Origin of the sequence: Gordonia alkanivorans (genome assembly GCF_004011905.1) — a bacterium.
Classification (GTDB): domain Bacteria; phylum Actinomycetota; class Actinomycetes; order Mycobacteriales; family Mycobacteriaceae; genus Gordonia; species Gordonia alkanivorans.
Map to the genome: position 1 here is coordinate 2,658,355 of NZ_CP027114.1, position 21,627 is coordinate 2,679,981.

Annotated in this window: 20 protein-coding genes and 1 other RNA gene; 12 read left to right on the forward strand and 9 right to left on the reverse strand. The window is 67.9% G+C overall.

Features of this window, described 5'->3' with window-relative positions; all coding sequences use genetic code 11:
* Positions 1 to 23: 23 nt before the first annotated feature.
* On the forward strand, positions 24 to 1,028 hold the full coding sequence (locus C5O27_RS12050) for a zinc-binding metallopeptidase family protein (RefSeq protein WP_127962810.1): 1,005 nt from the start codon (positions 24 to 26) through the stop codon (positions 1,026 to 1,028).
* 28 nt (positions 1,029 to 1,056) lie between these two features.
* Here C5O27_RS12050 and C5O27_RS12055 read toward each other — a convergent pair whose 3' ends face one another.
* Together C5O27_RS12055 and C5O27_RS12060 are read right to left on the reverse strand one after the other, a co-directional pair.
* On the reverse strand, positions 1,057 to 1,536 hold the full coding sequence (locus C5O27_RS12055; RefSeq protein WP_127962811.1) for a low molecular weight protein-tyrosine-phosphatase: 480 nt from the start codon (positions 1,534 to 1,536) through the stop codon (positions 1,057 to 1,059).
* A gap of 52 nt (positions 1,537 to 1,588) precedes the next feature.
* A complete protein-coding gene (locus C5O27_RS12060; protein WP_208651354.1) occupies positions 1,589 to 2,275 on the reverse strand; it encodes an HAD-IA family hydrolase in 687 nt (228 codons plus the stop codon).
* 30 nt (positions 2,276 to 2,305) lie between these two features.
* Here C5O27_RS12060 and cobC point away from each other — a divergent pair, with 30 nt between their 5' ends.
* From cobC to C5O27_RS12090, 6 genes are all read left to right on the forward strand, one after another.
* Complete coding sequence (gene cobC / locus C5O27_RS12065; RefSeq protein ID WP_035752728.1) at positions 2,306 to 3,400, forward strand: Rv2231c family histidinol phosphate aminotransferase CobC; 1,095 nt, start codon at positions 2,306 to 2,308, stop codon at positions 3,398 to 3,400.
* The gene (locus C5O27_RS12070; RefSeq protein WP_127962813.1) at positions 3,378 to 4,517 is read left to right on the forward strand and encodes a Nif3-like dinuclear metal center hexameric protein; all 1,140 of its coding nucleotides are present in this window, start codon (positions 3,378 to 3,380) and stop codon (positions 4,515 to 4,517) included. The genes cobC and C5O27_RS12070 overlap by 23 nt, the downstream gene beginning before the upstream one ends.
* 102 nt (positions 4,518 to 4,619) lie before the next feature.
* Complete coding sequence (locus C5O27_RS12075; RefSeq protein WP_035752722.1) at positions 4,620 to 5,357, forward strand: zinc ribbon domain-containing protein; 738 nt, start codon at positions 4,620 to 4,622, stop codon at positions 5,355 to 5,357.
* Between the two features lie 5 nt (positions 5,358 to 5,362).
* A complete protein-coding gene (locus C5O27_RS12080) occupies positions 5,363 to 6,013 on the forward strand; it encodes a histidine phosphatase family protein (protein ID WP_127962814.1) in 651 nt (216 codons plus the stop codon).
* Between the two features lie 63 nt (positions 6,014 to 6,076).
* Positions 6,077 to 6,492, forward strand: an RNA gene (rnpB, locus tag C5O27_RS12085) — RNase P RNA component class A.
* Positions 6,493 to 6,548: 56 nt separating this feature from the next.
* Positions 6,549 to 7,967 (forward strand): RNB domain-containing ribonuclease, encoded by a 1,419-nt coding sequence (locus C5O27_RS12090; protein ID WP_075864046.1) that lies wholly within the window; start codon positions 6,549 to 6,551, stop codon positions 7,965 to 7,967.
* A gap of 183 nt (positions 7,968 to 8,150) precedes the next feature.
* On the opposite strand, the gene C5O27_RS12095 is transcribed toward C5O27_RS12090, so the two are convergent.
* From C5O27_RS12095 to panB, 3 genes are all read right to left on the reverse strand, one after another.
* Complete coding sequence (locus C5O27_RS12095; protein WP_006356804.1) at positions 8,151 to 9,644, reverse strand: CYTH and CHAD domain-containing protein; 1,494 nt, start codon at positions 9,642 to 9,644, stop codon at positions 8,151 to 8,153.
* A 69-nt stretch (positions 9,645 to 9,713) separates the two neighbouring features.
* Complete coding sequence (gene pip / locus C5O27_RS12100) at positions 9,714 to 10,679, reverse strand: prolyl aminopeptidase (RefSeq protein ID WP_035752715.1); 966 nt, start codon at positions 10,677 to 10,679, stop codon at positions 9,714 to 9,716.
* A gap of 78 nt (positions 10,680 to 10,757) precedes the next feature.
* Positions 10,758 to 11,606: a 3-methyl-2-oxobutanoate hydroxymethyltransferase gene (gene panB, locus C5O27_RS12105; RefSeq protein WP_127962815.1), complete on the reverse strand. Its 849-nt coding sequence runs from the start codon at positions 11,604 to 11,606 to the stop codon at positions 10,758 to 10,760.
* Positions 11,607 to 11,933: 327 nt separating this feature from the next.
* On the opposite strand from panB, the gene glnA (C5O27_RS12110) reads away from it, so the two are divergent.
* The 4 genes from glnA (C5O27_RS12110) (at position 11,934) to C5O27_RS12125 (ending at position 17,986) form a co-directional block, all read left to right on the forward strand.
* Positions 11,934 to 13,274, forward strand: coding sequence for a type I glutamate--ammonia ligase (gene glnA, locus C5O27_RS12110; RefSeq protein ID WP_040003901.1), 1,341 nt, complete (start codon positions 11,934 to 11,936; stop codon positions 13,272 to 13,274).
* A 66-nt stretch (positions 13,275 to 13,340) separates the two neighbouring features.
* Complete coding sequence (locus tag C5O27_RS12115) at positions 13,341 to 16,352, forward strand: bifunctional [glutamine synthetase] adenylyltransferase/[glutamine synthetase]-adenylyl-L-tyrosine phosphorylase (protein WP_127962816.1); 3,012 nt, start codon at positions 13,341 to 13,343, stop codon at positions 16,350 to 16,352.
* A gap of 27 nt (positions 16,353 to 16,379) precedes the next feature.
* A complete protein-coding gene (locus C5O27_RS12120; protein WP_035752711.1) occupies positions 16,380 to 17,330 on the forward strand; it encodes an endonuclease/exonuclease/phosphatase family protein in 951 nt (316 codons plus the stop codon).
* Entirely contained in the window at positions 17,327 to 17,986 is a 660-nt protein-coding gene (locus C5O27_RS12125; RefSeq protein WP_127962817.1) for a biliverdin-producing heme oxygenase, read from the forward strand. Before C5O27_RS12120 ends, C5O27_RS12125 begins: the two co-directional genes overlap by 4 nt.
* Positions 17,987 to 18,008: 22 nt before the next feature.
* On the opposite strand, the gene C5O27_RS12130 is transcribed toward C5O27_RS12125, so the two are convergent.
* The 3 genes from C5O27_RS12130 to glnA (C5O27_RS12135) form a co-directional block, all read right to left on the reverse strand.
* Positions 18,009 to 18,194, reverse strand: a complete 186-nt coding sequence (locus tag C5O27_RS12130) for a hypothetical protein (protein WP_006356812.1) — start codon at positions 18,192 to 18,194, stop codon at positions 18,009 to 18,011.
* 79 nt (positions 18,195 to 18,273) lie between these two features.
* Complete coding sequence (locus tag C5O27_RS22745) at positions 18,274 to 18,429, reverse strand: hypothetical protein (protein WP_006356813.1); 156 nt, start codon at positions 18,427 to 18,429, stop codon at positions 18,274 to 18,276.
* Positions 18,430 to 18,491: 62 nt separating this feature from the next.
* Positions 18,492 to 19,925 (reverse strand): type I glutamate--ammonia ligase, encoded by a 1,434-nt coding sequence (glnA, locus tag C5O27_RS12135; protein WP_006867852.1) that lies wholly within the window; start codon positions 19,923 to 19,925, stop codon positions 18,492 to 18,494.
* A 322-nt stretch (positions 19,926 to 20,247) separates the two neighbouring features.
* Here glnA (C5O27_RS12135) and C5O27_RS12140 point away from each other — a divergent pair, with 322 nt between their 5' ends.
* Positions 20,248 to 20,751: an RDD family protein gene (locus C5O27_RS12140; protein ID WP_006356815.1), complete on the forward strand. Its 504-nt coding sequence runs from the start codon at positions 20,248 to 20,250 to the stop codon at positions 20,749 to 20,751.
* An 82-nt stretch (positions 20,752 to 20,833) separates the two neighbouring features.
* On the opposite strand, the gene C5O27_RS12145 is transcribed toward C5O27_RS12140, so the two are convergent.
* Positions 20,834 to 21,577, reverse strand: a complete 744-nt coding sequence (locus C5O27_RS12145; protein WP_006356816.1) for a DUF4191 domain-containing protein — start codon at positions 21,575 to 21,577, stop codon at positions 20,834 to 20,836.
* Positions 21,578 to 21,627 lie beyond the last annotated feature (50 nt).

Sequence of the window (21,627 nt, forward strand, 5' to 3'; positions counted from 1 at the left end):
CTCAGCACCTGTAGCGTGATCTAATGCGTGACTTCATCTGTCTGAACTGCGGCCAGCGGCTTTCCTTCGAGAACAGCCTGTGCCTGAACTGCCAGAGCCCACTCGGGTTCTGGCTCGAGTCCCGCTCCATTCAAGTCCTCGACGACAAGGGACGCGCCGAGGTCGACGGCGCCCTCCTCGAGCGATGCGTGAACACCAAGGTCGCGCAATGCAACTGGCTGGTGAAGTGGACCGGCAACCCGGAGCTCTGCCAATCGTGCGAGCTGACGCGCACACGTCCCGGCGACGACGATCCCGAGGCGCTGGTGGTGTTCGGCCAGGCCGAGACCGCGAAGCGGCGTCTCGTCCTCGAACTCACCGAGCTCGGGCTGCCGATCGAGAATCGTGACGAGAATCCCACCACGGGTCTTGCCTTCGACCTGCTCTCCAGCGCGCAACGGAACGTCATCACCGGACACGCCAGCGGCGTCATCACCCTCGACCTCGCCGAGGGCGACGATGTGCACCGCGAGCAGATGCGCGTCGAACTCGACGAGCCGTATCGGACGGTCCTCGGACACTTCCGGCACGAGATCGGTCACTACTACCAGCTGGTCCTGATCACCGACAACCGTCGTCCGCAGTTCGAGGAGCTGTTCGGCAACCCCGACGACGACTATCAGGCCGCGCTCGACCGGCACTACAAGGAGGGTGCGCCCGAGGGGTGGCGGAAGAACTACGTCTCCTCCTACGCCACGATGCACCCCGCCGAGGACTTCGCCGAGACCTTCGCGCACTACCTGCACATCCGGGACACCCTCGACACCGCCGCCGCGTTCGCGATGGCGCCGTCGGGTACGACGCTGGACAGCGTTCCGCCCGGCGACGTGGGATTCGACCGCATCATCGACGAGTGGCTCCCACTGACGTGGGCGCTCAACCAGATCAACCGGTCGATGGGCCACCCGGACCTCTACCCGTTCGTGCTCCCGGCGCCGGTGCTCGAGAAGATCCGCTTCGTGCACAACCTGGTGGCACCGGTCGGCTGAGGCCGGTCCGGTGGGCTGGGCGTGGTCGTCAGGCCACGCCCAGCTCAATACGCACCCAGTCGACCAGGCCGGGGACGGCGCTCTCGATCTGTTCGCGGGTGGCGACGAAGTCGTCGTTGCCGCCGTAGTAGGGGTCGAGTAGGGCGAGGTCGTCGGCGGGTGCCGACGGATCGAACGACCGCAGCAGTCGTGTCCGGTCGCCGAGCCGCTTGCGCTCGAGTTCCCGCACGTGACCGTCGTCCATCGCCAGGAAGAGATCCGCGTCGAAGTGTTCGGGACCGAGCAGCGCCGCCACGTGGGCGTCGGAGTAACCGTGGGCCAGCAACTCGGTGCGGGCACGGTTGTCGGCCGGTTCGCCGACGTGGAAGCCCGCGATCCCGCAACTGGTGACGCGCACCTTGCCGCCCAGTCCCGCGTCGTCCAGGGCGGTCCGGAAGATGTTCTGCGCCATCGGCGACCGGCAGATGTTGCCCGTGCACACGAAACAGATGTGTAGTTCTTCTGCCACTGGTGTCTACCTCAGCTCGACGTGCCGAACGCTCGGTGGTCCAGGGCGTCGGTCACATACCCAGGACGCCGCGCAATTCGGCTGTGGACTCAACCGCCCAGGCCGCGTCCTGTTCCTCCCCGTGCAGAGAATAACCCCATCTGACCAGGACCGCAGAGATCCCGAAGGCCGCGGCGCCGTGCACATCGTGGCTCCGATCGCCGATCATCACGACCGGCGCGGTGACGTGGCCGGTGTCGGCGTCGACGGGAAGTCCCAGTTCGGCGACCGCATGTGCGACGACGTCGGCCTTGTGGCGACGCGTGCCGTCATCGCTGGCACCGGCGATGTACTCGAAGTGGTCGGTGAGACCGAAGTGTTCGAGGATCCTGCGCGCGGTGGTCTGGTTCTTCGACGTCGCGACCGCCATCGTGCGCCCCGACGCGGAGAGATCGGCCAGGACGTCGGGCATCCCGTCGTAGACCGCGTTCTCCCGCCAGCCGATCTCGGTGTAGCGCTCGCGGTAGGCGCGCATGGCCTCTTCGGCGACCTCGGGAGCGAGTCCCAGTTGGTTGAGGGTGTCGATCATCGGCGGCCCGACGATGCCCGCGACGACCTGCGGATCGGGCTCGGGCGCGTCGACGGCGGCGAGGGCGTGCCGGAAGCTGTTGGCGATACCCGCGAAGCTGTCGGTGATCGTGCCGTCGAGGTCGAAGAGCAGCACGGTGTCGGGATGGCGGGGATCTGGCGGCGTCAACACGCGTCCATCGTGCACGTAAGGTCAACAGACATGACAGCTGGGTATGGCGTCGCATCTTCATCCGACCTGTCCGATCCGGATCGGCACGGCGACCGGGATGCGGCACCCGGGCTCGTGGACTTCGCCGTCAATGTCCGTGGCACGCCACCGCCTTTCGTCCTCGACGCCATCACGCGCGGTCTCGGTGACCTGGCCCGGTATCCCGGCCTCGACGACGAGCGGCGCGCGGTCGACGCCATCGCGGCCACCCACGGTCGCTCGCCCGGCGATGTGCTGCTGCTGTCCGGCGCGGCCGACGGCTTCGAGATGCTGCCGCGACTCGACGTGCGTCATGCCGCGCTCATCCAGCCGTCGTTCACCGAACCGGAGATCGCACTGCGTGCCGCGGGGGTGCCCATCACGCAGGTGACGCTCGACGAGCCGTGGCGGTTGTCCGGGGCGGAGGTGCCCGACACCGCCGACCTGGTGATCCTGGGCAACCCCACCAACCCGACGTCGGTGCTGCACCCGCGGGAGTCGATCGCGGCGTTGCGGCGTCCGGGACGCATCATCGTCGTCGACGAGGCCTTCGCCGATCTCACCCTCGGCGCGGACGGGGAACTCGAACCACAGTCGCTGGCATCGGCCGACTGGCCGGACCTCATCGTGATCCGCAGCGTGACAAAGACTTTCGGCCTGGCAGGGCTGCGCGCCGGATACCTGCTCGCCGCGCCGGAGATCCTCGCGCGGCTGCGGGCGGGGCGGCGGCCCTGGGCGCTGTCCACACCCGCGCTGACCGCGCTGACCGCGTGCCTCGGCGAGGCGGGCTTCCTTCACTGCGCGGAGCAGGCCCGCCGGGTCGCGGCCGAGCGCGCCGAGATGGTCGACGAACTGACCCGGATCGGGCTCGTCGTCGTGGCGGAACCGGCCGCACCATTCGTGCTCGTCGAGGTGCCGCGGGCCACGGAGGTCAAACGGCGTCTCGTCGACCACGGGTTCGCGGTGCGCAGTTGCGCCAACTTCGTCGGACTCGGCGACGACCATCTGCGGCTCGCGGTACGTCCGGTCGAGCAGGTCCGCGCGCTGACCGCGGCGATCGAGCAGGTACGAGAGGAGATGAGGGATGGGAACCGTGTCGACGTCTGAGGGGATCACCGTCGGAGACGTGGTCGACGCCGTCGAACGTGCGTATCCGCCGGCACTCGCCGAGTCCTGGGACGCCGTGGGGCTGGTGTGCGGCGACCGTGCCGAACCGGTGCGTCGGGTCCTGGCGTGCGTCGACGTGACCGACGCCGTCGTCGACGCGGCCGTCGCCGAGAAGGCGGACCTGGTGATCGCCCATCACCCGCTGCTGATGCGCGGGGTCACGTCGGTGGCCGCCGACACCCCCAAGGGCCGCATCGTGCACCGCCTGATCCGCAACGGCATCGCGCTGCTGTCGGCCCACACCAACGCCGACAGTGCACGACCGGGTGTCTCCGACGCACTCGCCGACCTGCTCGGCCTCGTCGACACCGTGCCCATCGAACCGAAATCCGCGGCGCCGCTCGACAAATGGGTGGTGATGGTGCCCGAGGGCAACGTCGAACAGGTCAGTGAGGCGATGTTCGCCGTCGGCGCCGGTGCGATCGGCGACTACCGAGACTGCTCGTGGACGGTCGTGGGCACCGGCCAGTTCGAGGCCCAGGAGGACGCGACGCCGACGATCGGCGAGATCGGCACCCGCACCCACGTCGACGAGGCGCGGGTGGAGATGGTCGCCGACCGGTCCATCCGCGGGTCGGTGCTCCGGGCGCTGCGCAACGCCCACCCGTACGAGGAACCGGCGTTCGACGTCTTCGAGCTCGCCGACCTCGGCAGCGGCCTGGGTCTGGGTCGGGTCGGTTCGCTGCCCGAGCCGATGACGCTGCGTGACTTCACCGCGGTCGTCGCCCGCGCACTGGGTGCGCCGTCGGGAATCCGGGCGGCCGGCGATCCGGATGCACCGGTGCGCACGGTCGCGGTCTGCGGTGGGGCGGGGGATTCGCTGCTCGGGCGCGTGCGCGGGCTCGGCGTCGACGTCTATGTGACCGGCGACCTCCGACACCATCCTGCCGACGAGAGTCTGCGCGACGGTGGGCCGGCCCTCGTCGACGCCGGACACTGGGCCACCGAGTTCCCCTGGTGCGCGCAGGTTGCGGAGCTGGTCCGCACGGACTGCGACGTGCCCGTGGTGGTGTACGACACGCCGACCGACCCGTTCGGATTGCACAGCTTCGGGTGACGCCCGGAGGGCCGCCTGACCAAAGGCCATCCGCCCGCCGGGACGCCGGGACCAGCCGCGTACGGTAGGGGGACTTCAGAACTTCAGAGAGAGGAGGCCGCAATGAAAGTCGACGCCGGAGTGCAGCGACTGTTGCTCGATCTCGCGGACTCCGATGCCGAGATCAACCGACTCGAGCATCGCCGCAAGAACTTGCCCGAGAACGCCGAGATCGCCGAGCAGGAGAAGGCGATCGACGCTGCCCGTGACGATCTGGTGCGCGCGGAGATCTCCGCCGAGGACCTGAGCCGCGAATACCGCCGCATCGAGTCCGAGGTGACCGGGATGGCCAACCGTGAGGCCAAGGACTCCAAGCAGCTCGCCGCCGGTGGGCTCGCGCCCAAGGCGCTGTCGGAGCTGCAGCACGAACTCGCGGGACTCGGACGCCGTCGTGCGGTCTTCGAGGACGAACTGCTGACGCTCATGGAGCAGCAGGAGGCCGTCGAGGCCGAGCGCGACCGCGCCGCCGCGACGATCTCGCATCTCGAGGAGAAGGTCGCCGACGCTCGGGTTCGCCGCGATGAGTCGCTCGCGACCATCGAAGAGGACATGACGCGCGCCCGCGAGAAGCGGGACACGCTCGCCGGGGAGATCGACGCCGACCTGCTGGCCGTCTACGACAAGCAGCGCGCCAACGGCCGTATCGGCGCGGGACTCCTGCGAGCACGACGCTGCGGTGCCTGCCGGATGGAGCTCGACCGGGGCACGATCGCGTCGATCAGCGCGGCGCTGTCCGACGAGGTCATCCGCTGCGAGGAATGCGGCGCGATCCTCGTGCGGACCGCCGAATCGGGGATCTGACAGCTGTGGGCGAGAGGTCGCCGTCCTGGCAGGGGCAGCGGAGTTCGCCGACCCGGTTCATCCTGCTGCGCCACGGCCAGACGGCGTTGTCGGTGGATCGTCGGTACTCCGGACGCGGTAACCCCGAGCTGACCGCGGAAGGTCTGCGCCAGGCCCGCGCGGCAGCCCAGCGGGTCGTCCGCGAGAAGCACATCTCCGCGATCGTGACCTCGCCGCTGAGCCGCGCCCGCGCCACCGCCGACGAGGTCGCCGCGGTGACCGGCGTCGACGTCGTCGAACATCCCGGACTCATCGAGAACGACTTCGGCGAGTGGGAGGGCCTGACGTTCGTCGAAGCTTCGGAACGGCATCCGGAGATCCACCGGGAATGGCTGTCGGACATCACCGTGCCCGCACCCGGTGGCGAGAGCTTCGCGCAGGTCGCCGAGCGGGTCGCGGAGACGAAAGACGATCTGCTGCAGCAGTATCCGGGGCAGACGGTCGTGCTCGTCTCGCACGTCACCCCGATCAAGCTGATGCTGCGTGAAGCGCTGGGCGTCGGGCCGGAGCTGTTGTTCCGCCTCCACCTCGACCTGGCGTCGGTCTCGATCGCCGAGTTCTTCCCCGACGGTGGTTCCGTCGTGCGTCTGGTCAACGACGCCGCGCACTGGCACTGACGGCCCTTGACGCCGTCGGATGATCGGCGGTCGCACGGCCTGCCGTACCCTGGGTTCCGCGAACGAGTCGGCCGGGCGGCCGCGGTGAGCGGAACGGGCGGAAGACCGTCACGCCGCGCACCGAGGAAAGTCCGGACTCCACAGAGCAGGGTGGTTGCTAACGGCAACCCGGGGTGACCCGCGGGACAGTGCCACAGAGAACAGACCGCCGGCCGCAAGGTCGGTAAGGGTGAAACGGTGCGGTAAGAGCGCACCAGCGGCGCGGGTGACCGCGTCGGCTCGGTAAACCCCACCCGGAGCAAGGCCGAAGCACGCACCTCACGGTGCGTGTGCGCGGGCGTTACGAGGGCTGCTCGCCCCAGCCCGCGGGTGGGCCGCTCGAGGTACCCGGCGACGGTGTGCCCAGATGGATGGTCGCCGCCCGCGACGGTCGAGAGACCTCGCGGGCACAGGATCCGGCTTACGCGCCGACTCGTTCGCCTCCGGGTATCGCGCTCCCGGATAGGTCGCGTTCACGCGCGCTAGGGTTCGAGACGTGACGCGCTTCCTCTTCGCCCCTGACATCGACTTCGCCGGTATCCGCGATCAGCTCGGGGTGGACGAGTCCTACGGCGACGACGCGCTCGCCGAGGCGCGCGACTCCGTCGACCGCTTCGCGGATGCGCGCGAGGACCACACCGGCGTCCCGTTCGTCACCATCGACCCGCCGACGTCGCGCGATCTCGACCAGGCCGTCCATCTCGCCGCCGACGGTGACGGGTTCATCGTCGACTACGCCATCGCCGACGTCGCGGCCCTGGTGATCCCCGAAGGCGCACTCGATCAGGAGAGCCGACGCCGCGGGTCCACCGTGTACTTCCCGGACGGCTCGGTACCGCTGCATCCGCGCGAACTGTCGGAGGGCAGCGGATCACTTCTGCCCGAACAAGTTCGGCCCTGCGTGCTCTGGACGATCCGGGTCTCGGGGGACGGGACGGTCGCCGATGTCCAGGTGCGGCGCTCGCGGATTCGGTCCGTCGCCCGCTTCGACTACGCGGGGGTCAGCGCCGACGCCGCGGCCGGCCGACTGCATCCGTCGATCGCGGCGTTGCCGGCGTTCGGTGAGCTGCGGCAGAGCGTCGCGATGGATCGCGGGGCCGTCGAACTCGATCTGCCGGACCAGCAGGTGTCCCGCACCGAGGCGGGCTGGCGGCTGGACCTCGAACCCCATACCCCGGCCGACATGTGGAACTCCCAGCTCTCGCTGCTCGCCGGGATGTGCGCGGGCACGATCATGGCCGAGGCGGGCATCGGACTGCTGCGGACGCTGCCGCCCGCCGATCCCGAAGCGGTCGAGGATCTGCGCGCCGCCGCGAAAGCGCTCGGCGTCGAATGGCCGGACGGCTTGGCGGTGGGTCGATTCCTGGCGGGCCTGCCCGGCGACCGGCCGAGCACGCTCGCCATCCAGTCGGCCGCGAGCGGTCTGATGCGGGGCGCCAACTATCTCGCGCTCGACGGTTCCGACGAGGCGCGTGCCATCCCGGATGACAAGAAGCAGCACGCCGCCATCGCCGGTCTCTACGCCCACGTCACCGCGCCGCTGCGCCGCCTCGGCGACCGGTTCGCGACCGAGGTGTGCCTCGCGGTCACCGCGGGCCGGGAGGTACCCGACTGGGTGATGCGCGCCCTGCCGACCCTGCCCAAGATCCTGCGCTCCGCCGACACCCTCGGCGCGACCGCCGACCGGGCCGGCATCGATCTCGCCGAGGCCGTCATCCTCGCCGACCGCGTCGGCGAACGCTTCGACGCAGTGGTGATGTCGGCGGCCACCGAACGCAAACCCGCACAGGTGTTCATCGCCGACCCGCCGGTCGTCGCGGGCTGCGAGGGTGACCTGCGTCCGGGGACCCGGCTCGAGGTCGAACTGGCGGCCGCGGACGAGGTCACGCGGACGGTGGGGTTCCGGCCCGCGTAGGGCGCTTTTCCCGCGGGAGCGTTTACCGCGCGCGTGACCGTTTCCCTCCCGCGGGTGCTAGCCAATAAGCGGGAAGTAATCAGCCCCGCGGGAGAAAAATGCTTGCGCGGGAGGTGATCTCACCAGGCCTTCGTGGCTCGTCGCTTGCGCTCCTCGCACCTCAGGCAGCGGGGGCGGGGCGGGTCAGAGGTCCTTGGCGGCCTTGCGGTACTCGGCGACGGCGCGGTAGGCATCGGCTTCGAGGCGGGCGTCGAGCCGACCGACGATGAACATGTCGGCGGCACCGAGCTTCCCGTCGGCGACGATGGTCGCGAGGTGGTCGCGGTTGATGCGGATGTCGTTGAAGTCGCCGAGGGCGGACTGGATCTTCTTGGCGACCGCGCCGACCTCGCGGTACTTCTTCTTGTTGAGCGGCTCCGTCGCATCGATGCTGTAGCGCAACCGCTTTGCGCGTTTGCGGATCTTGTGCAGTTGCTCCTGCCACTCGGCCGAGCCCTCGGTGAGGTCGGCGAGATCGGCCTGTGCCTTGCGGATGTGCTTGCGGCTCTTGGCGACCGCCTTGTCGACGACGACGGTCGCGGGGAGTTCGGCGTCGGGTCCGGGCGGGGGAGAGGCGATGAGGGCGTCGACGGAGTCGAGGAGGGCGAAGTAGCGCTTCGACGACATCGCGGCGTGCGCGGCGCGGATCGCCCGATCATGGGTCTGGGTCTCGGCGCCGGCGAGCGCGGCGAGCAGTTCCGCGGAGGCGTTCTCGCCGCGGAGCAGGGACTTGTCGAGTTCGAGCTGCACCTCGGAATCCCGTGCGTCACCGAGAATCCGGGCGAGGAGCTTGAGTTCGGCGCCGACGTGGGCGGTGCGCTCGGCGTCGAGCACCGTGGGGTAGCCGGACAGCACGCTGCGGAGTCGGCGGCAGGACACCCGCATCTGATGCACCGCGTCGTCGGCGTCCTCCCGCACGAGCGGGTCGTAGGCGATCAGGCTGTTGCGGTGCAGGGCGATGTCGGTGATGACGAGCTCGAGCGCGGTGGGGCGCTTCGACAGTCGGGGTTTGTGGACGGTCGGCGTCGAACCGATGGCACGAGCCAACTTCGAAGCACTCGACGCCGGTCGGGCGCCCCCGGCGCGCAGGACCTTGTCGGCGGCCTTGAGCAGCTTGGTGGTGCCGCCGGAGAGGAGTTCGAACTCCCACTCCGCCCACTGCTGGGAATGCCCGCCCGGCAGCAACGACTGCGCGGTCACCAGGTCCTCGGCGAGTTCGGCGAGCGGCTCGTCGTCGACGCCGAGCAGGCGCGTCACCGTGCGCGTGGTGGAGATGACGGCGACGGGGGTGAGCCTGCGGCAGCGGGTCAGTGCGAGGACCGGCGTCACCAGGGCCTCGGGGACGTCACCGTCGGCGGGCGCCTCGTCGAAGCCGATCTGGAGTTCGCGACGCGCGCCGGGGATGTCGGTGGGGCGCTTGAGATGCCAGCCCTGATCGGTGCCGCCGGTGCGGCGTCGCATGGTGATCCTGTTGCCGGCGAGATCGAGGTTCTCGGTGTCGAAATAGGTGGCGTCGAGCGAGAACGTCTCGGGTTCGGTCGCGGACACGACTCCGGGGAGCGCCCGCAGGTCCGGGGCCATGTGGCCGGGGTCCACGTCGAACTTGAGTTCCACCTCGACCTGCTCGGATGCGGCCACCTGATCCTCCTGACGCCGACGACACGGTGCAGCTGACTCGAGTCTAGTGACCCCGGGTCCGGCGACGCCTCATTCGGCGAAGCGGTCGGTCGCCTCCAGCAGGTGGTGCCGGATGCCGGTCTCGAAGGAGGCGTGCCCGGCGTCGTCGACGATGCGCAGATCGGCGGCCGGCCAGGCCCGATGGAGGTCCCAGGCGCTGCGCATCGGGCAGACGACGTCGTAGCGTCCCTGGACGATGACGCCGGGGATGTGCGCGATGGCGTCGATGTTGTCGAGCAGCTGGCCGTCGTCGAGGAAGCCGTGGTTGACGAAGTAGTGGTTCTCGATCGACGCGAAGGCGAGATCGAAGCGGTGCGCTTCGTCAGGATTCTGTCCCGACTCCTCCTCGGGACGGGGGAGCAGGTAGCTGGTGGCTTGTTCCCAGCCGGTCCACGCGCGGGCCGCGGCACGGGCGACGTCGCGGTCGTCGGAGGTCAGCAGCCGGTGGTAGGCGGCGACCAGGTCGCCGTCGCGCTCGTTCGCCGGGATCGGCTCGAGGTAGGTCTCCCACACGTCGGGGAAGATGTGCGACGCGCCGCCGTTGTAGTACCAGTCGATCTCGCAGCGACGCAGCAGGAAGATCCCGCGCAGCACCAGTTCGGTGACCCGGTCGGGATGCGCCTGCGCATAGGCGAGACCCAGCGTCGAACCCCAGGAGCCGCCGAAGACCTGCCAGCGGTCGATGCCGAGATGGGTTCGGAGCTTCTCCATGTCGGCGATGAGATGCGGCGTGGTGTTGACACTCAGGTCCGCGCCGTCGGCGATGTGCGGCCGGGACTGTCCGCAACCGCGCTGATCGAACAGCACGATCCGGTACTTCGCGGGATCGAAAAAGCGTCGCTGGGCCGGTGACGTGCCACCGCCGGGGCCGCCGTGGACGAAGACCACGGGCTTCCCGTCGGGATTTCCCGACGTCTCCCAGTAGATCTGCTGGCCGTCACCCACATCGAGGTGACCGGAATCGTAGGGCTCGATCTCCGGGTAGAAGTCACGCATGGTCACCGAGCCTAGGCGCAACCGGGATTCCGTAGAAGTTGTGGGGATATGGCGTCCACAACTTCTACGGATCGTCGGTCAGTAGCTGTGCTCGGGGCCGGGGAAGACGCCGCGACGGACCTGGTCGGCGTACTGCTCGGCGGCCGAACGCAATTCGGAGCCCACGTCGGCGAACCGCTTGACGAACTTCGCCGTCTTGCCGTGGGTGAGGCCGGCCATGTCCTGCCAGACGAGCACCTGGGCGTCGGTCTCGTTGCCGGCACCGATGCCGACGGTCGGGATCGTCAGCTTGCGGGTGATCTGACCGGCCAGCTCGGCGGGGACCATCTCCATGACGACCGAGAAGGCGCCGGCCTCCTGGACCGCGATGGCGTCGGCGATGAGCTGGTCGGCGCCGTCTCCACGACCCTGGACGCGGAAGCCGCCGAGGCCGTTGACGCTCTGCGGGGTGAACCCGATGTGCGCCATGACGGGGATACCGGCGGCGGTGAGAGCCGCGATCTGCGGGGCGACGCGCTCGCCACCCTCGAGCTTGACCGCGTGCGCGCCGGTCTCCTTGAAGATCCGGATGGCGTTCTCGAGGGCGTGCTGCGGCCCGATCTCGTAGCTGCCGAAGGGCATGTCGGCGACGACGAGGGCGTGCGGGGCGCCGCGCACGACGGCGCGGATCAGCGGGATCATCTCGTCGACGCTCACCGGGATGGTGGTGTCGTACCCGAGGACGACGTTGGCCGCCGAGTCACCGACGAGCAGCACCGGGATTCCGGCGGCGTCGAAGATGCGTGCGGTCGAGTAGTCGTAGGCGGTGAGCATCGACCACCTTTCGCCCTCGGACTTCATCTGGGCGAGGTGATGGACGCGGGTCACACGGCGCTTGGGAGCGTCGGTGGTGGAGGTGGATGCACCATAGACCGAGGATTCGGACATCGTTGTCTCTTTTCTGCCTCGAGTCCCGGCTGGCCCGGAGGGGCGCGGCGGGTACCCGGGTTGAACACGGACAAGCGCCATTGTGTCACCGCAGATATGTGATGTAACCGTCGCAGGATATGCAATTGATCACATCGAACTGGAGGTGGAGTCTGCCCGATGTGCGGAGGTTGTCGCGGTTCGGAAGCATCCTGGCTGTTCGGAGGCATCCCATCCCGGCTGTCTTGCGTCTCATATGATGGGATGGCCTCGGCAAACGCGCAGGACAGCGAGTTGGTGTTATGCGTGTAACACGGATTTAACAGCCGACTTCTAATGTCGGCGACCATGGATCGCCAAAAGGAATTCGTGCTGCGGACCCTCGAAGAGCGCGACATCCGTTTCGTCCGACTGTGGTTCACCGACGTACTCGGTTATCTGAAGTCCGTGGCGATCGCGCCGGCTGAACTCGAGGGTGCCTTCTCCGAGGGCATCGGCTTCGACGGCTCGGCCATCGAGGGCTTCTCCCGTGTGTCGGAGGCGGACACCGTCGCCAAGCCCGACCCGTCGACCTTCCAGATCCTGCCGTGGACCACCTCGGCCGGCCGTCACCACTCGGCCCGCATGTTCTGCGACATCGCGATGCCCGACGGCACCCCGAGCTGGGCCGACTCGCGCCACGTACTGCGTCGCCAGCTGAACAAGGCAGCCGACCTCGGCTTCAGCTGCTACGTGCACCCCGAGATCGAGTTCTTCCTCCTCAAGGACGCACCGCTCGACGGTTCGGTGCCGACACCGGCCGACTCCGGCGGCTACTTCGACCAGGCCGTCCACGACGCCGCACCCAACTTCCGCCGCCACGCCATCGAGGCCCTCGAGTCGATGGGCATCTCGGTCGAGTTCTCCCACCACGAGGGCGCCCCGGGCCAGCAGGAGATCGACCTCCGCTACGCCGACGCGCTGTCGATGGCCGACAACGTGATGACCTTCCGCTACCTCATCAAGGAGGTGGCCATCAACGAGGGCGTGTGGGCCACCTTCATGCCGAAGCCGTTCAGCGAGCATCCCGGTTCGGCGATGCACACGCACATGAGCCTGTTCGAGGGCGACATCAACGCGTTCCACAATCCCGACGACCCGATGCAGTTGTCGGCCACCGGTAAGAAGTTCATCGCCGGCATCCTGCACCACGCGTCGGAGATCAGTGCCGTCACCAACCAGTGGGTCAACAGCTACAAACGCCTCATCCACGGTGGCGAGGCCCCGACCGCCGCGACCTGGGGCGGTGCCAACCGGTCCGCACTCATCCGGTTGCCGCTGTACACGCCGAACAAGGCGTCGTCGCGACGCATCGAGGTGCGCAGCCCGGACTCGGCCTGCAACCCGTACCTGACCTTCGCGGTCCTGCTGGCCGCCGGCCTGAAGGGCATCGAGGAGGGTTACGAACTCCCCGACGAGGCCGAGGACGACGTCTGGGCCCTCACGCCGGCCGAGCGCCGCGCGATGGGGTACCAGGAACTGCCCGGCAGCCTGGCCGAAGCGCTCACCAAGATGGAGAACTCGGAGCTGGTCGCGGAAGCCCTCGGCGAGCACGTCTTCGACTACTTCCTGCGCAACAAGTGGGCCGAGTGGACGGGCTACCGCAGCATGGTCACCCCCTACGAGCTGAAGAACTACCTGCCGCTGTAAGGGCCCGGGCCCTGTCGTTCGGGACCGCGATGTCGTCTTCGGTGGTGAAGCCGCTATTTTTGTGAAGTGACACGACGACCGGGACGCAGCGCGGTACCCAGTGCAGGACGGTTGGGTCTGCTCGACACCACCGCGCCGCAGAATCTCGCCGAACTCGGCTGGAACACGCCCGAGTCCGTCGACGTGCTGTGGGCGTTGTCGCGGGCACCCGACGCCGACCTCGCGCTCCGCACGCTCGTCCGCCTGCGCGGGGTGGTCGAGGACGAGTGGTCGGAGATCGACGCGGCGCTGCGGACCAACCGATCGTTCCGAGGTCGCCTCTTCGGTGTCATCGGGTCTTCCGACGCCCTCGCCGATCATCTCATCGCCGAACCGGCGAGCTGGCGTCTGCTGGTCGCCGACGAGCTACCCGACCGTGCCGAGGTCGACCGCCGGATGCTCGAGTCCGTCGGCGCCGAGGCCGAGCCGGGCGAGGTCGAGAAGGGCAATCGTCTCTACCGCGCGAAGCTCACCGGACCCAAGTCCGTCGTCGCGCTCCGGCTCGCATACCGCAACCTGATCCTGCAGCTCGCCGCGCACGACGTCGCCTCCACGGTCGAGGACGAGCCGGTGATGTGGCTGCCGGAGGTCGGTGCCCAGCTGTCCGATCTCGCCGACGCCGCGCTCACCGCGGCACTGGCCGTGGCCATCGCCGAGGTGTGCGGCGACGATCCGATCCCGGTGCGGATCGCCGTCATCGCGATGGGCAAATGCGGTGCGCGCGAGCTGAACTACGTGAGCGACGTGGACGTCATCTTCGTCAGCGACCCCGCCGACGGCATCTCCTCGCGCATCGCCGGCGAGATGATGCGGGTCGGTTCGCTGGCGTTCTTCGAGGTCGACGCCGCGCTGCGCCCGGAGGGCAAGTCGGGCACGCTGACCCGCACGCTGGAATCCCATGTCGCGTACTACGAGCGGTGGGCCAAGACCTGGGAGTTCCAGGCGCTGCTGAAGTCTCGCGCGATGACCGGCGACATGGAACTGGCGAACGAGTACATCGCGGCGGTCAAGCCGATGGTGTGGAAGGCCGCCGAGCGTCCCGACTTCGTGCCCGAGGTACAGAAGATGCGACGCCGCGTCGAATCGCTGGTCCCGGAGGGGGAGCGCGAGCGCAATCTCAAACTCGGACAGGGAAGTTTGCGCGACGTCGAGTTCGCGGTGCAGCTGCTGCAGATGGTCCACGGCCGCGTCGACGAGGAACTCCGGGTGATGCCGACGGTCGACGCGCTCGCGGCACTGACCGCGGGCGGTTACGTCGGGCGCGACGACGGCGCCAATCTCAGTGCCTCGTACCAGTTCCTGCGACTGCTCGAACATAGGTTGCAGCTGCAGAAGTTGAAGCGGACCCACCTGCTCCCGAAGCCCGACGACACCGAGGGGCTGCGCTGGCTGGCACGGGCGGCCCACATCCGTCGCGAGGGTGAGCTCGACGCGACCGGCGTGCTGCGCGAACAGATCAAGCACCAGACCCTCCGCGTCCGACGGTTGCACCAGAAGTTGTTCTACCGTCCGCTGCTGGAGGCGGTCACCCGTTTCCGGCCCGACGAGTTGACCCTGAGCGACGAGTCTGCCGAGAGGCGTCTGGCCGCATTGGGTTACGCCATGCCCGACCGCGCGCTCAGTCACATCCGGGCGCTGTCGAACGCACCCGGGCGTCGCGGCCAGATCCAGCTGCTCATCCTGCCGCAGCTGCTCGAACACATCGGTGACACACCGGATCCCGACGCCGGTCTGCTCAACTACCGGCGGCTGTGCGAGGCGCTCGAGGACAAGGACTGGTTCCTGCGTCTGCTCCGCGACGACGGGGTGGTCGCCGAACGGCTGATGAAGGTGCTCGGCACCTCCGAGTTCATCGCGAACATGCTGATGCGCTCGCCCGAGGTGATCCACCAGTATTCCGACGGTCCCGACGGGCCGAAACTGTGCGCCATCCGGCCCGAGGACGTGGCCAAGGGGCTCATCGCCTCGACCGTGCGCCAAGAGGACATGAAACGTGCGGTCGCCGTGGCGCGTTCGCACCGTCGTGCCGAACTCGTCCGGGTCGCGTCGGCCGACGTGCTCGGTCTGATGGACGTGCCGACGGTGTGCAAGGCGCTGTCGAGCGTGTGGTCCGCGGTCCTCAATGCTGCACTCACCGTGGCGATCGACATCTCCGAACGCGATCGCGGGAAGCCCGCACCCGCACGTATCGCCGTGATCGGCATGGGCCGGCTCGGTGGCGGCGAACTCGGGTACGGCTCGGACGCCGACGTGCTGTTCGTGTGCCAGCCCAACCGCGACGCCGACGAATCCGAGGCCGTCCGGTGGTCGCAGACCATTGCCGAAACCGTCCGTTCGGCCCTCGGCAGCCCGAGCGCCGACCCGCCGCTCGAGGTCGACACCGGACTGCGTCCCGAGGGGCGCAACGGCCCGGTCGTGCGAACCCTGGCCGCCTACTCCGCGTACTACGCCCAGTGGGCGCAGCCGTGGGAGGTGCAGGCGCTGCTGCGCGCGCACCAGGTCGCCGGCGACGAGGCGCTGGGCATCGACTTCCTGCACATGATCGATCACGTGCGGTATCCGGCCGGGGGTGTCAGCAACGAGGCCGTCAAGGAGATCCGGCGCATCAAGGCCCGCGTCGACGCCGAACGACTGCCGCGTGGAGCCGATCCGGCGACCCACACGAAGCTGGGCCGTGGCGGTCTCGCCGACATCGAGTGGACCGTGCAGTTGCTGCAGCTGCGCTACGCCCACCGCTACCGCAGTCTCCACAACACCTCGACCCTCGAGTCGCTCGATGCGATCGGTGCCGCGGAGTTGTTGTCGGAGAACGATGTGGCGCTGCTCAAGAATGCGTGGATCACCGCGACCAAGGCGCGCAACGCCCTCGTGCTGGTGCGGGGCAAGCCCGTCGATCAGTTGCCGGGTCCGGGCAAACAGCTGCGTCAGATCGCGTTTGCGGCCGGCTGGCCCCAGGACCAGGCGTCGGAGTTCCTGGAGAATTACCTGCGGGTGACGCGCCGGGCGAAGGCCGTGGTGCTCAAGGTCTTCGGCGCGTAGTCGCGCTTCTGTTGTACGGGGGGACAGGTGAAGAGATTCCTGTGGGTGCCGGCGTACATCGTCGGCTGGGCGATGCTGGCCGGGGTGGTGCTGGCGGTGTGGCTGCACTTCTATCCCTCGCGCGGGAACGTTGCGCTGTATCTGACGAGCGGGGTGGCCTTCGCGCTCGTCCCGGCGCTGGTCGCCATCGCGATCTTCGCGGCGTTGCGCCGCTGGTTCATGCTGGCGATCGCGATCGTCGTATCCGGCGTGCTGGCCTACACCCAGATCCCGCTGGTCGTCCCGGCGAGCGCCCCGCAGGGCGAGGAGTTCACCGTCGTGTCCGCCAATCTGCTCTTCGGCGGCGGTGACATCGGTGCGCTGGAAAAGATCGTGGCCGAGGCCGATCCCGACATGCTTTCGCTGCAGGAGGTGACTCCCGAAGCGCTGCAACGGATTCGCGGCGGCAAGATCGCGCGTCTCCTGCCCAACGAGTTCGCCATCCCGTACTCGTACGCGGCGGGCACCGCGTTGTTCACCAGGGCGACCCTGTCGGATCGGTTCAACATCCCCGACACCATCCTCCACAACCTGCAGGTGCGCACCGACCTGCCCGGCGCACCCGGTACGCACGTGCTGGCCATTCACCCGGCCGCACCGCTGTGGGGGGAGAAGGACGGCTGGTTCCACGACATGGGCATCCTGGCCGACCACTTCGCGAAACTGCCCGCGGGGCGGGTGGTCGCCATCGGCGACTTCAACTCCACCTGGAACCACGCGACCTACCGCAAGCTGCTGACCAACGGGCTCGTCGACGGGACGGACGTGGCAGGCGCGGGCTTCCTGCCGACGTATCCGACGGACACGAGGCTCGGCAACCGTCCGCTCGTCGCCATCGATCGGGTCATCCTGCGCGGATTCGTGGCCACGTCGATGGACAGTCACTACCTGCCAGGTTCCGATCACCGGGCGCTGGTGGTATCACTGATTGCATCATGAGCGCCAGCATCTCCGGTCCCGACACCGCGGGCCCCAGCATTTCCCAACGGCTCCGCGAGGCGACCGCCGTCGCGCACCAGCAGGCCGAGACGGCTCCCTTCATCGACGACCTGATGTCGGGCCGCCTCGACAGCGGCGAGTACCAAAAACTGGCTGTGCAGCTGTACTTCGTCTACGAGGCCCTCGAAGCCGTCGGCGACGACCTGGCCGACGATCCGATCGCCGGAGCCGTGATCGACGACAAGCTGCGTCGGCTCCCGAGGCTCGGTGCCGATCTGGCGTCGTTCGGCGTCGACCCGAGTTCGTTCACCCCGCTGCCGGCCGTCGCCCGGTACGTCGAGGCCATCGAGGCCACGCGAGATGACCCGGCTCGCTATGTGGCACACCACTACACGCGATACCTGGGCGACCTGAGCGGGGGACTGGTCGTGGCCCATCGAATGCGCGAGCACTACGGTGTCGACGCTTCGGCGCTGAGTTTCTACACCTTCGACGAGATCGAGAAACTCAAGCGCTACAAGGATTCCTATCGCGCTCGGCTCGACGCCCTGCCGCTCGACGCCGCTGCCGTGGAACGGCTCGTCGACGAAGCGGTTGCCGCGTTCGGCCACAATCAGGCCGTCTTCGGCGACCTCGACTCGGCCAGCGCCGCCTGACAGCGGAAGTACCTGTTGGGGTTCAGTTCACCTGGAGCTTGACGGTGCGGTCCAGCACGACCTCGTGGAGGTCGTCGTTGCCCTTGACCAATTCGATGCGCAACTGATTGTTGTCGAGTCGGCTGGTGGTGCGAACCACGCGCGGGGTGCCCTCGAGGCTGATGCGGTCACCGGGGACAAGGTCTTCGACATACACATCTCTGGTCATGCGACCAAACTAAGGCCCTACCCTGTGGTACGGCAGAGCAAGAAGTCACATTTGTGCGACACATCACAAAACCCCTTGTTCAGACCCGCGCAATGAGACGTTCGATTCCGTCGAGTGTCACCGTGAGTTCGAGATCCGGTTCCGCGGAGAAGAAGTCGTCGGAGTTCTGCATCGCGGCGTCGTTCTGCATCGCGGCGTCGGCGAACGCCGCGGCGAGCAAATACGCAGACGCCATCGCAGACGACGAACGCCCCGTCCGCGAGAACGCGGACGGGGCGTCGTAACAGAGTGCTTGGATCAGCAGTCGTAGTACAGCGAGAACTCGTACGGGTGCGGACGGATCTGCACCGGCTCGATCTCGTTCTCACGCTTCAGCGCGATCCAGGTCTCGATGAGGTCCTCGGTGAACACGCCACCGGCGGTGAGGTACTCGTGATCCTCTTCGAGGCGGTCGATGACAGCGGCGAGCGAGGTCGGCGCCTGCGGGATCGACTTGGCCTCCTCCGGCGGGAGCTCGTAGAGGTCCTTGTCGACCGGCTCGTGCGGCTCGATCTTGTTCTTGATGCCGTCCAGGCCGGCCATCATCATCGCGGCGAACGCCAGGTACGGGTTGCCCGAGCTGTCCGGGCAACGGAACTCGAGGCGCTTGGCCTTCGGGTTGTTGCCGGTGATCGGGATACGCACACAGGCCGAACGGTTGCGCTGGCTGTAGACCAGGTTGATCGGGGCCTCGTAGCCCGGGACCAGACGCTTGTAGGAGTTGACCGTCGGGTTGGTGAACGCCAGCAGCGACGGGGCGTGGTGCAGGATGCCGCCGATGTAGTAGCGAGCCAGATCCGACAGGCCTGCGTAGCCGGCCTCGTCGTGGAACAGGGGCTTGCCGTCCTTCCACAGCGACTGGTGGGCGTGCATGCCCGAGCCGTTGTCACCGAAGAGCGGCTTCGGCATGAAGGTGACCGACTTGCCGTTCTGCCATGCGGTGTTCTTGATGATGTACTTGAACAGCTGCACGTCATCGGCCGCGTGGAGCAGCGTGTTGAACTTGTAGTTGATCTCCGCCTGACCTGCAGTGCCGACCTCGTGGTGGCCGCGCTCGAGCTCGAAGCCCGAGTTCTGCAGGTTGGTCGACATCTCGTCGCGCAGGTCGACGTAGTGGTCGTATGGAGCAACCGGGAAGTAGCCACCCTTGGGGCGGACCTTGTAGCCCAGGTTGGGGCTGCCGTCGGGATCGCTCGGCGAGGCGGTGTTCCACCAGCCCGACTCCGACTCGATCTCGTAGAAGGTGCCGTTCATCTCCGAGCCGAAGGACACCGAGTCGAAGATGTAGAACTCGGCCTCGGCGCCGAAGAAGCAGGTGTCGGCGATGCCGGTCGAGGCCAGGTAGTCCTCGGCCTTGCGCGCGACGTTACGCGGGTCGCGGCTGTAGGCCTCACGGGTGAACGGGTCGTGGACGAAGAAGCTGATGTTCATCGTCTTCGCCTTGCGGAAAGGATCGATCCGCGCGGTGGCCGGGTCGGGCAGCAGCATCATGTCCGACTCGTTGATCGACTGGAAGCCGCGCACCGACGAACCGTCGAATGCCAGACCGTCCTCGAACACGCTCTCGTCGAACGCCGAAGCGGGGATCGAGAAGTGCTGCATGACACCGGGCAGGTCGCAGAATCGGATGTCGACGTACTCGACACCTTCCTTCTTGATGCCCTCGAGTAGTTCTTCTTTACTGCTGTACACCGTGCGGTGACTCCTTCGTGATCGGGTGGTCAGTGGTACTGACACGCCACACACATCCGCCGCCGAGAAACAGCAGCGGATCTCAGCGGCAACCGTATGGAGGCGAAGTTGCCCAGGCGTCAAGTCCGTGTTTCCCCCGTGTTACACACCGGTGTTCTTGGCAACACACGGCTCATACCTCGGTGAACGCACTCGGCGGATCCCACCCTAGCCCGCTGCGGGCACCGGGGCGGGCGGTAGGGGTAACGGCCCCGACTACGATGGACCCAACGAACGCCGTGGTCGTCGACGGCGAGCCACGGTCGCGAGAGGAGTCATCACGATGGGACGAGTAACCGGTTCCTGGCTGTCGGGACCGCAGATCGGTCCCGGCGACGGCGTCGACAACGATTTCCGCGGTCAGGACCTCGGTCTGCCCGCGTCCGGACCCGGCTCGCTGGCCACCGGGTGGCCGCGCGTGGCAGGCCTGCTCGTCGACTGGCTGATCGCCGGTGGGCTCGCGATCCTGTTCGTCGGATTCGAGTCGTCGGTCCTGGGCACCACCCAGCTCGGCATCTGGTTCGTGATGGGAATCTTCGCGGTCTCGCTGTTCGGCTTCACCCCCGGCCAGTTCGTCGTCGGGATGCGCGTGGCCCGTGTCGACTTCGGGCCCGAGCGCAACGCCGCCGAAGCCGCCGGCAAGGAGAGCCCCGCGTCCGTCGGCATCGTGCGGGCCTTCTTCCGCCAGTTGCTGATGGTGTTCCTGGTGCCGGCCCTGATCAACGACTACAACGGCCGCGCCCTGCACGACCGCGCGACGGGCACGGCGATCGTCCGGACGCGCTGAGCGTTCGGTAAACCCACCACGAATCCGTAAAGCCACCGCCCGTGCGGGCGGTGGCTTTACGGAACAAGGGTGGGTTTGCGAATCAGCCGCGACGACGCGCGGTGCGCTGCATGCTCTTCATCTTCGCGTTGCCGGGCAGCGGGCCCTTGGGCATACCGGGACCGGGAGCCTTGCTGCTGAGCGCGGCGAGACGGCCCTCGAGGGTTTCCATGCGCTTGCGGTCGATGTTGCTGGGCAGCTTGTTGATGTGACGCTCGAGCTTGGACAGCGGGACCTGGCCGTCGTCGTTGCCGACCATGATCTCGTAGATCGGGGTGTCGCCGACGACGCGGGCGGCCTTCTTCTTCTCCTGGTTCAGCAGGGACTTCACGCGGGTCGGGGAGCCCTCACCGACGAGGATCACGCCCGGCTTGCCGATGACCCGGTGCACGGCGTCGAGGTGCGAGGTGCCCGAGACGGCCTGCGCGACGCGCCACTGGCCGCGCATGTTGCCCAGCGCCCATCCGGCGGCACCGGGCTGGCCCTCGGCCTTGGTGTAGACGTTCTTCTGCACACGACGGCCGAACAGGATGAACGCACCGAGCACACCCAGCACGAGGCCGAGCGGGATCAGCAGCCATGGCGAGCCCAGCAGGAAGCCGAGCGCGGTGAACACGGCGATGGACAGCACGATCACACCCACCATGTAGGGGATGAGTCGCTTGTCTTCCTTGCGCTGCATCTGGAACGCCTGCCACAACTGCTGGCGCCGTTCCTTCGATGCAGCCTTGCGGGCCTGCTTCTTAGCGGCCTTTGCTTCCTTGCTCACGGACTGCGCCTTTGCCATACGGCCAGTTTACGTCCGGTCGTCAGGTGACCTGCCGCATGGTCGGCAGG

What these genes read in the sequence shown, in the direction of transcription:
- C5O27_RS12125 (WP_127962817.1), top strand. Translation starts at nt 17,327, where the DNA reads ATGAGCGCCAGCATCTCCGGTCCCGACACCGCGGGCCCCAGCATTTCC.
- C5O27_RS12075 (WP_035752722.1), top strand. Translation starts at nt 4,620, where the DNA reads ATGAAAGTCGACGCCGGAGTGCAGCGACTGTTGCTCGATCTCGCGGAC.
- C5O27_RS12145 (WP_006356816.1), bottom strand. Translation starts at nt 21,577, where the DNA reads ATGGCAAAGGCGCAGTCCGTGAGCAAGGAAGCAAAGGCCGCTAAGAAG.
- C5O27_RS12070 (WP_127962813.1), top strand. Translation starts at nt 3,378, where the DNA reads ATGGGAACCGTGTCGACGTCTGAGGGGATCACCGTCGGAGACGTGGTC.
- C5O27_RS22745 (WP_006356813.1), bottom strand. Translation starts at nt 18,429, where the DNA reads ATGGCGTCTGCGTATTTGCTCGCCGCGGCGTTCGCCGACGCCGCGATG.
- cobC (WP_035752728.1), top strand. Translation starts at nt 2,306, where the DNA reads ATGACAGCTGGGTATGGCGTCGCATCTTCATCCGACCTGTCCGATCCG.
- glnA (WP_040003901.1), top strand. Translation starts at nt 11,934, where the DNA reads ATGGATCGCCAAAAGGAATTCGTGCTGCGGACCCTCGAAGAGCGCGAC.
- C5O27_RS12050 (WP_127962810.1), top strand. Translation starts at nt 24, where the DNA reads ATGCGTGACTTCATCTGTCTGAACTGCGGCCAGCGGCTTTCCTTCGAG.
- C5O27_RS12140 (WP_006356815.1), top strand. Translation starts at nt 20,248, where the DNA reads ATGGGACGAGTAACCGGTTCCTGGCTGTCGGGACCGCAGATCGGTCCC.
- pip (WP_035752715.1), bottom strand. Translation starts at nt 10,679, where the DNA reads ATGCGTGACTTCTACCCGGAGATCGAGCCCTACGATTCCGGTCACCTC.
- panB (WP_127962815.1), bottom strand. Translation starts at nt 11,606, where the DNA reads ATGTCCGAATCCTCGGTCTATGGTGCATCCACCTCCACCACCGACGCT.
- C5O27_RS12130 (WP_006356812.1), bottom strand. Translation starts at nt 18,194, where the DNA reads ATGACCAGAGATGTGTATGTCGAAGACCTTGTCCCCGGTGACCGCATC.